This window comes from Pseudomonas sp. NFACC43 (genome assembly GCF_900119645.1).
Lineage (GTDB): Bacteria > Pseudomonadota > Gammaproteobacteria > Pseudomonadales > Pseudomonadaceae > Aquipseudomonas.
The window spans coordinates 900,967-915,124 of record NZ_FPKK01000001.1 but is presented as its reverse complement, the minus strand read 5'-3'; the positions used below and the strand labels follow the sequence as shown (position 1 = coordinate 915,124).

The 14,158-nt window shown below is 62.3% G+C and carries 6 protein-coding genes; 2 read left to right on the top strand and 4 right to left on the bottom strand.

Features of this window, described 5'->3' with window-relative positions; all coding sequences use genetic code 11:
• The coding region (locus BT179_RS03925; protein ID WP_143148679.1) for a beta strand repeat-containing protein at positions 1-4,293 on the top strand (4,293 nt) is incomplete at its 5' end.
• Between the two features lie 170 nt (positions 4,294-4,463).
• Here the strand turns inward: BT179_RS03925 and BT179_RS03920 are convergent.
• The 4 genes from BT179_RS03920 to BT179_RS03905 form a co-directional block, all read right to left on the bottom strand.
• Positions 4,464-7,382 (bottom strand): RCC1 domain-containing protein, encoded by a 2,919-nt coding sequence (locus tag BT179_RS03920; protein ID WP_072430236.1) that lies wholly within the window; start codon positions 7,380-7,382, stop codon positions 4,464-4,466.
• A gap of 270 nt (positions 7,383-7,652) precedes the next feature.
• Entirely contained in the window at positions 7,653-10,235 is a 2,583-nt protein-coding gene (locus tag BT179_RS03915; protein WP_072449221.1) for a hypothetical protein, read from the bottom strand.
• A 212-nt stretch (positions 10,236-10,447) separates the two neighbouring features.
• A complete protein-coding gene (locus tag BT179_RS03910; RefSeq protein WP_072389590.1) occupies positions 10,448-10,843 on the bottom strand; it encodes a YbaN family protein in 396 nt (131 codons plus the stop codon).
• An 8-nt stretch (positions 10,844-10,851) separates the two neighbouring features.
• Positions 10,852-11,439: a UPF0149 family protein gene (locus BT179_RS03905; protein ID WP_072389588.1), complete on the bottom strand. Its 588-nt coding sequence runs from the start codon at positions 11,437-11,439 to the stop codon at positions 10,852-10,854.
• 495 nt (positions 11,440-11,934) lie between these two features.
• Here BT179_RS03905 and recQ point away from each other — a divergent pair, with 495 nt between their 5' ends.
• Positions 11,935-14,061, top strand: coding sequence for a DNA helicase RecQ (gene recQ, locus BT179_RS03900; protein ID WP_072430238.1), 2,127 nt, complete (start codon positions 11,935-11,937; stop codon positions 14,059-14,061).
• Positions 14,062-14,158: the final 97 nt, after the last annotated feature.

The following is a 14,158-nucleotide window of genomic DNA, read 5'->3' as shown; positions in this document are numbered from 1 at the left end:
GGCGAGCTGAGCGTCCGGGAACAACACCTGGCCGATGGCACCAGCCCGGATGCACCGGCCCTGACCCAGAGCGGCACGTTCACCGTGACAGCGCTGGACGGTGTGCAGAACCTGAGCGTCGGCGGCATCACCGTGGTCAGCGGTGGCGTGGCGGCCGGTTTCCCTCAATCGATTACCACGGCGCTGGGCAACACCCTGACCATCACCGGCTTCAACGCCGTCACCGGCGTGGTCAGCTACAGCTACACCCTGCTGGATAACGAGGCCCACCCGAATGCCAGCGGCGCCAACAGCCTGAGCGAGCAGTTTGCCGTGGTGGTTACCGACGACAACGGCACCACCGCCACCGGCAACCTGGACGTGAACATCGTCGATGACCTGCCCACTGCCCACGCCGACTCCGCTTCGGTGGACGAGGGAGGGACGGTCAGTGGCAACGTACTGAACAACGATGTGGGCGGTGCCGACGGCCCGGCCACCAGCGGCGCGGTGATCGGTGTCCGTGCCGGCGACGATACTTCGACCCCGGCCGTGGGCGGCCTCAATACCCAGATCAACGGCAGCTACGGTTACCTCACCCTGGATGCCAACGGCAACGCGGTCTATCACAGCTACCCGAACACGGTCAGCGCCCCTGGCGCCACCGATGTGTTCACCTACACCGTGCGCGACGCCGACGGCGATGAAAGCACCACCACCATCACCATCGACGTGCATGAAAGCTGCCTCGTCGCGACGCCGGACCAGGACATCAGCGTCCATGAAAAGGCCCTCGACCTGAACCAGGACGGCCAGGACCTGGCTCCCGGCACGGTCACCGGCAGCGACCCTGGCACCACTGGCGAAACCGCCAGCGGCAGCCTGGTGGGATCGGTCAGCGGTGCCATCGGCGCCGTGACGTTCGCCTTGGTCGGCAACGCCACTGGCGCCTACGGGCAACTGCTGCTCAACCCGGACGGCTCCTATACCTATACGCTGACATCACCGGCCACGACCACGCCCAACGCCAATGACGGCCCGAACGTCCTGAGCGAAAGCTTCACCTATCAAGCCACGGACTCCCTGGGCAACTCGGTCACCAGCACCATCGTCATCAACATCGTCGATGACATGCCCGAGGCGCATTGCGACGCCGCTTCGGTGGTGGAGGGCGGTACGATCAGCGGCAACGTACTGGACAACGACGTACTCGGCGCCGACGGCGGTACCGTCATTGGTGTGCGCGTTGGCAGCGATACTTCGTCCCCGGCGGTGGGCGGCCTCAATACCCAGATCAACGGCACCTATGGTTACCTCACCCTGGATGCCAGCGGCAACGCGGTCTATCACAGCAACCCGGACGCCGTTGGCGCACCCGGCGCCACCGATGTGTTCACCTACACCGTGCGCGACGCCGACGGCGATGAAAGCACCACCACCATCACCATCGACGTGCACAACAGTTGCCTCGTGGCCGAGCCCGATCAGGACATTACCGTCTACGAGAAAGCCCTCGACCTGAATCAGGACGGCCAGGACCTGGCCCCCGGCACGGTCACCGGCAGCGACCCCGGCACCACCGGCGAAACCGCCAGCGGCAGCCTCGTGGGATCGGTCAGCGGTGCCACTGGCGCCGTGACGTTCGCCCTGGTCGGCAATGCCACTGGCGCCTACGGCCAACTGCTGCTCAATCCGGACGGCTCCTACACCTACACGCTGACGTCCCCCGCCAGCACGACGCCCCATGCCAACGACGGTCCGAATGTCCTGAGCGAGAGCTTCACCTACCAGGCCACGGATTCCCTGGGCAACAAGGTGACCGGCAACCTGGTGGTCAGCATCGTCGATGACGTGCCTACTGCCATCGCGACCGAGCGCTCGGTGACCGCCGTGGAAATCGATTCCAACCTGCTGATCGTGCTCGATGTGTCCGGCAGCATGGCCGATCCCTCCGGTGTGCCCGGCCTCTCGCGGCTGGACCTGGCGAAGCAGGCCATCAGCGCCTTGCTGGATAAGTACGATGACCTGGGTGATGTGAAAGTCCAACTGGTGACATTCAGCAGCAGCGCCACCGACCAGACGTCCGTGTGGGTGGACGTGGCCACCGCCAAGTCGCTCCTCAGCGGCCTGTCGGCGGACGGCGGCACCAACTACGACGCTGCGGTGGCGGCGGCCAAGACGGCGTTCGCCACCTCCGGGCAACTGACCGGGGCACAGAACATCGGTTACTTCTTTTCCGATGGCAAGCCCACCACGGGCCAGGAAACCGGTGCGGCGGACGAGGCCGCGTGGAAAGCCTTCCTCGACGCCAACGGCATCAAGAACTACGCCATCGGCCTGGGCAGCGGCGTCAGCAATGCCCATCTCGACCCACTGGCCTATGACGGCAGCGCCCACACCGACACCAACGCGGTGGTGGTCACCGATCTGAACCAGCTCGGCTCGGTGCTTTCCGGTACCGTGCAAGGGGTGCCGGTGACCGGCAATCTGCTAGGCGAGGGCGGTTCGTTCGGCGCCGACGGCGGGTTTATCAAGAGCCTGCTGGTGGATGGCACCACCTACAGCTATGACCCGACCGCCAACGGTGGGCAGGGGGCACTGGTTGCCAGCGGAGGGTCCAACCACGGCACTTTCAATAGCCTGAACAATACGTTGAGTATCGCCACCGACCACGATGGTACCCTGGTGGTCAACCTCGACACCGGTGAATACAGCTACACCTCCCAGACCACCACCGGCAGCCTGATCACCGAAACCATCGGCTATGTCGTCAGCGACAACGACGGCGACCTGGCGAGCGCCAGCCTGGTGGTCAATGTCACGCCCAACAGCCCTCCCGTGGCGATGGACGACCACATCATCACCAACCTGCTGTCAGGCAATATCGTAGTGCCGGGAGAGTTGTTGCTGGGCAACGACAGCGACGCCAACGGCGATCCGCTGACTGCGTCGCCCACCAGCTTCAATACCGGCTGGGTCGCCAGGGGAGCAGACTTCACCGGCACCGCCGGCACGCTCAGTTTCACCGGTAACAACGTGCAGTCCATCAACCTCAACCGCAGCGCTTTCGTCGCCAACACCGCGACCATGACCGCGGCGCTGGTAGTCAGTGGGGCGCTGGGGGCGGTGTCCAACAACAATGCCAACGATGAAGACCGGCTCAATATCAGCCTCAAGCAGGGCGAGACCCTCACCCTGGATCATAATCTGGCGTCCGGGCGCATCGCCCTGGAGTACTCCCTCAATGGCGGACCGTTCATTGCCATCAATGACGGTGCCTCGTTCACTGCCGCGGCGGACGGCAACTATCAGATCCACGTCACCAACATTCCCAACCCCGGCAATGGCAACGTCAATGCCTCGGAAAACTACCAGCTGACCTTGACCGTCAACTACGCCGGCGCCCAGGAGAGTACGCCGGATTACCATGGTACCTACACCGCCAGCGACAACCATGGCGGCAGCGACAGCGGGGCGGTGAGCATCAGCTACCAGGCCGGTCACACCCTGACGGGCACTGCGGGGGACGATGTGCTGATGGCCGGTGCCGGTGACGACATCCTCAACGCCGGTGACGGCAACGATATCCTCAGCGCGGGCTCGGGCAATGACACCTTGCACGGTGGTGCCGGCGACGACCTGCTCTACAGCGGCACCGGCAACGATCTGCTGGACGGTGGCACGGGTAACGACACCGCCAGCTACGCCCACGCCACGGCTGGCGTCACGGTCGACCTGGGCCTGCTGGCCGCGCAGGACACCGGCGGCGCCGGTACCGATACCCTGGGGGGGATCGAGCACCTCATCGGATCGAACTTCAACGACACCCTCAGTGGCGATGGCGCCAACAACCGCATCGACGGTGGGCTGGGCCATGACGTGCTCAATGGCGGTGGCGGCGACGACATCCTGATCGGCGGCCTGGGCAACAATACCCTCGCCGGCGGCAGCGGCGCCGACACCTTCAAATGGCTGGCGGGCAATAGCGGCCATGACGTGATCACGGACTTTACCCCGGGCGTGGACAAGCTCGACCTGTCCCAGTTGCTATTGGGCGAAAACGGCACTAGCGCTTCACTGGACGACTACCTGCATTTCAGCGTGACGGGCAGCGGCGCATCGGTCACCACCAGCATCGACGTCAGCGCCATCGCCGGCGCCGCGCCGAACCAGACCATCGACCTGGCCGGCGTCAACCTCGCCAGCCACTACGGTGTCACGCCTGGTGTGGACGGCATGATCGCCGGCGCGGACACGGCGACCATCATCAACGGGATGCTGAACGATCATTCGTTGAAGGTGGATACGGTGTGAGGTGAGTTGAAACGACGAAACCCGCCATCCCCGTGGAGGGGGATGGCGGGTTTTATATCTTCCAGCGACCTGATAAGCGGATGACTCGAGTGGGCTGGGCTGAAATGGCCGGGCAGGAAATCATTCCGCACTCATCCAGTCATCCTCCGACCCGATCAATCAATGGAGGCTCACCCGGCGGCCGGCCGCCTCAGCGCAGCGCCGCGCGTGGCGGCAGTGGCGTAGTAGGACACATGGCCGTTCAGCAATCCCTGGACCGGGTCGCTGTTGCCTCCCGCACCGGCAAGACCCCAGGTAACCACTCGCGCATCGCTCGTGAGTGCGACGAAAGCCTGGCTGTTGGCATAAAGTGCTCGCACGTTTGTCAGCCCACTTGCGTTCACCGCGCCTCCCCACGCTGGGTGCCCCCAAGCCACTACGGTGCCGTTTCGGCGCAGCGCGGCAAATGCCGCGGCGGTGGCTGCGACCTGAACGAAGTCATCGAACACTTCGATGGTAGGAGGCACTGGTGCTCCGTAATCCGGATGTCCCCAGGTCACGACATGACCGCTGGCCCTGAGTGCGGCAAAGGAACTTGAAGTCGAGACAACCTGAACCACGTCGTCGAGTCTTGCAATCGGGCCCGGAATACTACCGCCGGCGTTCGCGTCTCCCCATGCCACGACTGATCCATCGGATAGTCGGGCGGCCAGGGCTGTGCTTGCGCCAACGACCTCGACAATGTTCGTGAGGCGCGCAATATCGCCTGGCACCATGCCCCCCGCGTTAGGTTGAGTGCCCCACGCCAGCACGGATCCATTGGCTCGCCGCGCCGCGAAGACGTAGTAGGCGCTGCTCAAGTCCACGATATCGGTGAGCAAGGCAATATCATCCGGCACCGCCGCCCCCAGGTCCGGCCTTCCCCACGCCACGACGGTGCCGTTGGCCCGCCGTGCCGCAAAGGCGTGGGCTGTGGCGGCTACTTCTACGAAGTCATCGAACTGCGCGATGGTTTCAGGAATATCACCGCCCAAGCCGGTCTCTCCCCATGCCACCAGGTGCCCCGTTGCCCGTCGCGCGGCAAAAGCGTGTCCTGTCCCGACCACCTCGACAATATCCCTCAGATTGCCGATATCCCGTGGTACTTCACCGCCTCGCTCTGCCCAGCCCCAGGCGACCACCTGGCCGTTGGCGCGCCATGCGGCAAAGGCATAGGCGGCATGGGCAACGCCGACTATGTCGGTGATCGTCGCAATCTCCGGCGGCACGTCGCCGCCATGCCCAGCCACTCCCCAGCCAACCAGGTTGCCTTGGGTGCGGCGAGCTACGAATGCGCCCCATGGTTGCGATGGAGCAGCGATTTTGAAGTTGCCTGCTCCGAACAGGTTGGCAGGATTGATACGGACCTCATCCTGGCTGGTGCGCACACGGAGTAGCCGCCAGGGCTGGTTGTCATTGAACCTCGCGGCCTGGATGGGGGCGCCACCGTCGCCCTCGTATTGCCATAGTGCTTCAAGCGGCTGTTGGGTGGTGACATTCAGCGCTGTCAGCAGCCGGCTGCTCCCCACCGTGGACCAGTGCATCGAGTTCGATGTACCGCGCGCGCCCATGACCTGCAACTGTCCTGTTCCCACTTGTCGCCGCACATCGTAGACCGCCGGTTGCGAGGGGATGGGCGAACTACCCTGACGCCGCAACGTATAGTCCAACGTGATGGTTCGATCAACGTTCGCCAGTACCACCGACTGTTGCACGGTCACTGCCTTCGACTGGCCCGCTTCGCTGGCCGAGACGGTATAAGGCACGTTGATAGTGCCCGCACCGGGCAGACCTACCCAACGCACTTCGCCCGAATCCCCGTCCAGCAGATTAGTCTCGGCCGGTATCCGAACCGTGGCGCCATTGGGAGTATTGGCAGGGTCGAGTTGGTCTCCCAGGGCCTGGTCGATGGTTGGAGGAAGCGGGTCTTGTCGTGACCCGACAACGGTCGCCCTTGCTATTTTTGAGGAGCCCATGAAGGTCGTGCCCCTGAACAGCTTGTAGGACATTTCTACCGTGCTGTCCGGAATAACCTTCTCGTTGGGAATCTCCAGCACACAGGCCACCTTCTGCCCAAAACCATCGGTTTCGACCGTTCCCGTGTCGCTGTAGGTGATATTAGGCTGGCCTGCCACCTTCGCGACGTAGGTCGCCTCGATCGTATCCCCCGGCAGGAAGCGTGAGTCACCGGTCAAGATGATCAACAACAGCGGGTTGGTGCCCAGCTTGTCGAGGTCGATGGTGCTGGGATCGTCGGTTCCGTCGCTGGCGATTTCCCGCGGGATCGGCACCGGCAGTCGAAGGCCGGCCTGGTCCACGTCCACGATCTGTATTGCCGAAAAGGGTGAGTCAAGGTCCGGCGAGTTGCCCAACTGGTCGGTGACCGTGAAGGAAAACATGAACTCGGGATGGTCCTCGCCCAGGTCGGCGCTGGTGACATCAAAGCAGATCGTGGTAGGCGTTGCCGAGCCGTGGTCCGGCGGCGCAGGAGCCTCGCTTTCCAGTACGGTACGCATCACATCCTTGCCGTTGCAATTGAGCCGGATGCGGTCGTGCGCCCGGCAATAGGGGTAACTCACGCACACCGTCGCCCGGGTGAACCCCGGCCCTATGCCGTTCTTGATGTCATCCGGCAGGATCAAGTCCAGCTCGGAATGCGCACCATCGCCGGGCGAGCGATCCTCGTTACCAGGGCGGATCTGGTTATACAGAATCTCCACGGGAGGGTCAGAGGTTTCGGGGATACCGCTCAGGCGCCTCACGGTGTAGGTCAGTCGATTGACCATGCCGGGCCGCAATTTTCCATTCGGTATGTAGAGCTCCACCGTGTCGTCGATGCCCAGCGTGTCCCGGTTGTCGATGTTCGTCTCGCCATTGAGGTTGATCGAGACGTTCTCCCCGCCTGTCTGATTCGTATAGGGCAACACCAGAACCTTGCAGCCCGCGGGCTCCTGGTCATAGATATGCTTGGGCACCCCGAAATCGCCCCCCACCACGGGGCGAGTGGCGCGCGGGAGGTCGGGTTTCTCCAGAAGGACGGTCTGGTCGGCGGGTGTCGATGGAAGGGGCATGGTCGGGGTCCTCATAAGTGCCGCGTCAGGGGCGTGTGATATGAGAGCGCCGATGCATGAAGGGTGGCTACTGTCAGGACTGACAGGTGAAAGCAGATTTAAGACGGGCGGCGAGCTGTTTTCATGGCAGTCTGCTCCTGCTCGGTTGCGCAGCGACTGCCCCATCAAAGGGGCTGCTTCGCAGTCCAGCGGGAGCGAACTCTCTCGTCATGGGCATTGTTGTGCTGGTTGGTGTGGTCGATTTTGCCCAGCATTCTGCGACTTATGTCGTCAAGCCTTTTCCAGTTCGCAAATATCGGGATAATCCTTTGGAGGACGCAACCCCGGAGGAAACCCAAAGGCGTCCAAGAGTAGCGGGGCAGGTCCTAGAGCTACAACTCCGATGTGAGGTATAAACCAGTTGTGAGGGCGTTTATAGGGATAACCGTGTTTAAGGCTGACAGTGTAATAGCTACCATCCCCTGAGTTTTCATGCGTCCAATATTCCGTAATGTTTGGGTCAGGAGCACCATGTTCGTTTGTCGCGCCACTAGGCCAGTTATACCCAACTTGCATATCCCCCCATTCCCCGAAGAGAGTCCCTATTCCCCGAACACCCTGCCCTAAAGTCAAGTGCCCTATCTGAGGCAGCCTGCCACGGCCAGCGGCGGTGGACCATGTCTCATAACCATAGAGTCCTGTAAACCATAGCGCCGCCTGCTTCATTACAAAAGTTGCGCGATTAGGGTTCGGTTGCGCCGCGTCTGTAATCGTAAAAATAACTTCATGATAAGTTGTTCTTTGAACTTCGCCTGTTTGGGCATGAATGGACGCGTACGCGGAGTTCGATGCAGAAAACGAGTAAGGAGGCTGCCCACCATCCACATTTATTGTAAATCGAGCATGGTTGAAACCTGTCTTCGGAAATCCGCTCTCAGGCAAAAACAAATGCTCCGCGCCACGAGGCGAAGCTGTTAGAGAGACAACTCTTAACGCCGTCATCACCGTGACCGTATAAGTACGCAACGGAAAAGTATCGGCAAGACCTTCCTCGGCACTCTGGTTTAACGTGGCCTTGAACTCCACCGTGAGCGTACTGCCATTGCGCAGCCCCTGCAGTTCAGTGAATGGCACGGTGTTGGTCGCGAATCCATCCGAGACCCAGCTTGCCGAAACTCGGCTGCCCAGGGCGCTGCTCCAAAGCACGCGTTCATAATCCGTGCCATCGTTGTTTTTGCCCTTCAGGCGTAACCACACGTACTGCCCTTGGGCAATAAGGGGCCAGGCGTCGATACGCACGGTGGCGTTGCCTGTAAAGGTTGCTACATCCAGTTCCGCCCCTTCGCCATTGTTGGTGGCTTGCAGGATCCTTGGTCTGGCGACCAGCAGATCGTCTTGGCTGAGCGCCTGCACATTCAGCACAAACGGATCCGACGGCGGCGACTCCACGCCGTTCTGGATCACCGTGTAGGTCACCGTCACCGCCTTGCCCAGGTTGAACGCCACCACGCTGTTGGGAATCGGTACTTCCCACCCATCCCTGATCGGCCATTCCCCCGAGGTGTGTGAACCACCTGCCGGCGTGCCCGCTGCGCCGGTCCAAGTGACTTTCAGTTTGTCGTCGGGCAGCAGCGCGGCGTTGGCCGGCACAACGATGTGGAGCGCGTCCTTGGCCTGGACCGGGTTCAGGATGGGGCCATTGGCCTCTTTCACCGAAGGAGGCAACAGGTTCTGCGCCGCTCCGATCACGGTCGCATGGGCCGTTTTTGAGGTACCGACCAGCGTCGTGCCCCTGAACAGTTTGTAAGACGCCTGCACTGTGCTGCCCGAAATAACCTTGTCGTTGGGAATCTCCAGCACACAGGCCTGTTTCTGCCCAAAACCATCGGTTTCGACCGTTCCCGTCTCGCTGTGGGTGACCTCCGGCTGGCCTGCCACTTTCGCGACGTAGGTCGCCTCGATGGTATCTCCCGGCAGGAAACGAGGGTCGCTGGTCAAGATGATCAACAGCAGCGGGTTCGTACCCAGTTTCTCGAGATCGATGATGCCGGGGTCGTCAGCCGTGTCGCTGGCGATTTCCCGCGGGATCGGCACCGGCAGTCGAAGACCGGCCTGGTCTACGTCAACCGTCTGCACAGCGGACCAGGGCGAGTTGAGATCCGGCGAGTTGCCCAACTGGTCGGTGACCGTGAAGGAGAACATGAACTGGGCATGGTCATCGCCCAGGTCGGCGCTGGTGACATCGAAGCAGATCGTGGTGGGTGTCGGCGAGCCGGGGTCCGGCGGCGATGGGGCCTCGGTATCAGGCACCGTATGGTATTTGGGCTTGCCGTTGCAGTTGAGCCAGATACGGTCATGTGCCCGGCAATAGGGGTAGCTCACGCACACCGTCGCCCGGGTGAAGCCCGGCCCTACTCCGTTCTTGATTTCATCCGGCAGGATCAACTCCAGCTCGGAATGCGCACCATCGCCAGGCGTGCGATCGAAAAGGCCTGGCCGGAACTCGTTATAGAGGATCTCCACGGGAGGGTCAGAGGTTTCGGGGATACCGCTGAGGCGCCTCACGGTGTAGGTCAGTCGATTGACCATGCCGGGCCGCAATTTTCCATTCGGTATGTAGAGCTCCACCGTGTCGTCAATGCCCAGCGTGTCCCGGTTGTCGATGTTCGTCTCGCCATTGAGGTTGATCGAGACGTTCTCCCCGCCTGTCTGATTTGTATAAGGCAACACCAGAACCTTGCAGCCTGCGGGCTCCTGGTCATAGATATGCTTGGGCACCCCGAAATCGCCCCCCACCACGGGGCGAGTGGCGCGCGGCAGGTCGGGTTTCTCCAGAAGGACAGTCTGGTCGGCGGGTGTCGATGAAGGGGGCATGATCGGGGTCCTCATAAGTGACGCGTCAGGGCGTGGTGATATGAGAGCGCCGATGCATGAAGGGTGGCTACTGTCAGGACTGACAGGTGAGAGCAGGTTTAAGACGGGCGGATGGGGGATGCCCTGGGTCGGCTAGTAAAGGAAGGTAACGAGCCTCTGTGGTAAGGGCGGCAAGCAGCTAATTGTCGGGGCTGGACCGGGGTACATTTGCTTCAGGGTTTGTGCAGCGTCTTCTGCCTGAGGATGTAGATCGTCACCAGCACCGCACTGGTCAACATGAACCCTCGCGCCCAAGGCAAGGGCACCAGGTAGCAGGACAAAAGGATGCTCGCCCACATCAGCGCGATGGCGTAGACCTTGCCCTTGAGGGGAATGCCGTTGCCGCTGAGGTAATCCGCGATCCAGGGGCCGAGTCGCGGATGGCCGACCAGCCAGCGATAGAAGCGCGGCGAACTGCGGGCAAAGCACGCGGCGGCCAGCAGCAGGAAAGGGGTGGTGGGCAGCACGGGAATGAAGATACCGATGACCCCCAGCACCACGCTCAACCAGCCGATGGCCAGCAGAGCGTAACGCAGGATCAGCGGGCGCTTGCCGATGGGCGCGGGCACCCGGTCGCTCAGTGATGGCGCGGCTTGAGGATCGCCGGTTTCTCGTCCGGGGCGTTGCACAGCAGGTACAGGGCGGTGAGGGCTTCCGGGATCTGCACGATCATGTCGTCCATCAGGTTCGGATCGGCGGCGATGTCGGAAAACTCCGGTTGTTCGTCGAACAGGCCGGAACCGACCATGATCGGCAGCAGCATTTCGCTGACTTCCTCTTCGGCGGTTTCGAACCAGGCCGCTTCGCGCAGGAACACGCCTTCCATGAAACCGATGCACCAGCCACGCAGTTCCGAGTCGTCCGGGTCGTCGCCCAGGTCCAGTTCGCACGGCAGTTCGAATTCTTCGTCCGAGGCCAGTTGGCGGGCGATATGGGCCTTGAGGCCCACCAGGGTGGCTTCGATCTCGATGCGCTGGGCTTCGTCGGTGTAATGCGGCTCTTCGGCGAACAGGGCGTCGATCCACTCCCGGTCAGGCACCTGCTCGGAGCAGATCGAGAGGGCGGTCAGATAGCCATGAGCGGCCACGTAATCCAGCGCTTCGTCGTGCAGCTCATCGGCGTCGAGGAAGACTTGCAGGCGGGTCAGTTGCTCAGCGAAGGACATTACGGGCTACCTTGGGGGAATAAACAATGCGGGAATTCTAGGCCTTCTTGAGCGCCCAGGCCAGCCGCGTGGCACATTTGCCTTGTCGGCAAGGGCTGGGTTGCCCAAGAAGCCGGGGGACATACCGAAGAAGGAAGGCCCGGCCTGGCTCCTGTGGCGAGGGGATTCAGCGAAACGTCGCACCGTCCCGTTGGGCTGCGCAGCAGACCCAATGTCACTTGAGTATGCGATCCAATCGATAAACCGAGAGGGGCTGCTGCGCAGCTCGGCGGGAATGAAGCCCCTTGCCACACATACAGCTTGGCTTGCTTTGAAAGTCAGAAGCACCTCTTGTCAGCATCGCCCTCTGCGGCGAAGGCCTCGGGTATACTGCCGCGTTTTGTGACGCCCTGCGGCGTCCAGCCGGTTCGAAACGCGCCCTTACGATTTGCCGGCGCAGCCTTTTCGATTCTGAACCAGCCTTGCAGGGATGTTTCGGTGATTTTTGGAGTTTCTATGCTCGAACAGGCTCAACGCGTCCTCAAGGACATCTTCGGCTACGACAGTTTCCGTGGCCGCCAGGGTGCCATTATTGAGCGCGTGGCCAGCGGCGGCGATGCCCTGGTGCTGATGCCCACCGGTGGCGGCAAATCCTTGTGCTACCAGGTGCCGGCGCTGTTGCGCAATGGCCTGGCGGTGGTGGTATCGCCGCTGATCGCCCTGATGGACGACCAGGTCGCCACCCTCGAGGAGCTGGGGGTTGCCGCTGCTTCGTTGAACTCCACCTTGAATGCCGACCAGCAGCGCGAGCTGGCGGCCCGGATCAAGCGCGGTGAAGTGAAGATGCTGTACCTGGCCCCTGAACGCCTGGTGCAGCCACGCATGCTGGCGTTCCTGCAGAGCCTGGAAATCGCCCTGTTCGCCATCGACGAAGCCCACTGCGTGTCCCAGTGGGGCCACGATTTCCGTCGCGAATACCTGCAATTGGGGCAACTGGCGGAGCTGTTCCCGGACGTGCCACGCATCGCCCTGACTGCCACGGCCGACAAGCGTACCCGCGAAGAGATCGTCGAGCGCCTGCATTTGCAGGAGGCCGAGCGATTCCTTTCCAGTTTCGACCGGCCCAACATTTTCTACCGCATCGTGCCCAAGGAGCAGCCGCGCAAGCAGTTGCTGGCATTCCTCGCCGAACGCCGCAGCGATGCCGGCATTGTCTACTGCCTGTCGCGCAAGAAGGTCGATGAGGTCGCCGCGTTCCTCTGCGAGCAGGGTTTTCCGGCCTTGCCGTATCACGCCGGCCTGCCCAATGACCTGCGGGCCTATCACCAGAAGCGCTTTCTCAACGAAGAAGGCCTGATCATGGTGGCCACCGTGGCGTTCGGCATGGGCATCGACAAACCCAACGTACGTTTCGTCGCGCACCTGGACCTGCCCAAGTCCCTGGAGGCCTATTACCAGGAAACCGGTCGTGCCGGCCGCGATGGCTTGCCGGCCGACGCCTGGATGGCCTACGGCCTGCAGGACGTGGTGATGCTCAAGCAGATGCTGCAGAACTCCGAAGGCGACGAACGCCACAAGCGCCTGGAGCAACACAAGCTCGACGCCATGCTTTCCCTGTGCGAGGAAACCCGCTGCCGGCGCCAGACCCTTTTGGCCTATTTCGACGAAGACATGCCCCAACCCTGCGGGCATTGCGACAATTGTGTCGACGGCGTGGAAACCTGGGACGCCACCGAACCGGCCCGCCAGGCGCTGTCGACCATCTATCGCACCGGGCAGCGCTATGGCGTGGGGCACCTGGTGGACGTCTTGCTGGGCAAGGACAACGAGAAGGTCCGCAGCTTCGGCCATCAGCACCTGTCGGTGTTCGGTGTCGGCAAGGACCGTTCCGAGAGTGAATGGCGTTCATTGTTCCGACAGCTCGTGGCGCGCGGCCTGGCGGACATCGACCTGGAAGGCTACGGCGGGCTGCGCCTGAGCGCCAGTTGCCGGCCCTTGCTCAAGGGCGAGGTCAGCCTCCAGCTGCGCCGGGACCTCAAGCCGGCGACGGCGGTCAAGAGCGGCAAGAGCCAGGCCAGCCAGCTGGTGCGTGGCGAAGAGCGCGATCAGTGGGAAGCCCTGCGCACCTTGCGTCGCAAGCTGGCTGAGGAACACGGTGTGCCGCCCTATGTCATTTTTCCCGACTCGACGCTGCTGGAAATGCTGCGCAGCCAGCCCACCTCCCTGGCGGAGATGGCCCGGGTCAGCGGTGTGGGTGCGCGCAAGCTGGAACGCTATGGCGAGGCGTTCCTCCAGGTATTGGGCGGGGAGGCCGAGACGCCGAAGTCGGTGGCCGACGTACGCCACGAACTCATCACCCTGGCGCGTGCGGGCATGACGCCATTGCAAATCGCCGGGCAGTTGCAGTGCTCGGAAAAAAACGTCTATGCGATGCTCGCCGAAGCCATCGGCATGCAGCAGCTGTCCCTGGAACAGGCACTGGACTTGCCCGAGGAGTTGATGGGCGAAGTGCAGGACGCTTTCCTGGATGGCGAGGGTGAGTTGCCCTCGGTATCGGAGGTCGCCGCGCTGTTCGTCGGTCGGGTACCGGAGGGCGTCCTGTACTGCGTGAGGGCTGCCTTGCAGTCGGAATTCGAAGTCTGATCAATGAGTTGCGGACCTTTAACGATTCAGTACGCGATTCAATGGGAAACGGCCTTGCCGGATTCCAATGTGCATGCTTAGCTGACTAATAATTAGT

Coding starts and splice junctions, on each gene's coding strand:
- BT179_RS03920 (WP_072430236.1), bottom strand. CDS start 7,382: ATGCCCCTTCCATCGACACCCGCCGACCAGACCGTCCTTCTGGAGAAA.
- BT179_RS03905 (WP_072389588.1), bottom strand. CDS start 11,439: ATGTCCTTCGCTGAGCAACTGACCCGCCTGCAAGTCTTCCTCGACGCC.
- BT179_RS03915 (WP_072449221.1), bottom strand. CDS start 10,235: ATGCCCCCTTCATCGACACCCGCCGACCAGACTGTCCTTCTGGAGAAA.
- recQ (WP_072430238.1), top strand. CDS start 11,935: ATGCTCGAACAGGCTCAACGCGTCCTCAAGGACATCTTCGGCTACGAC.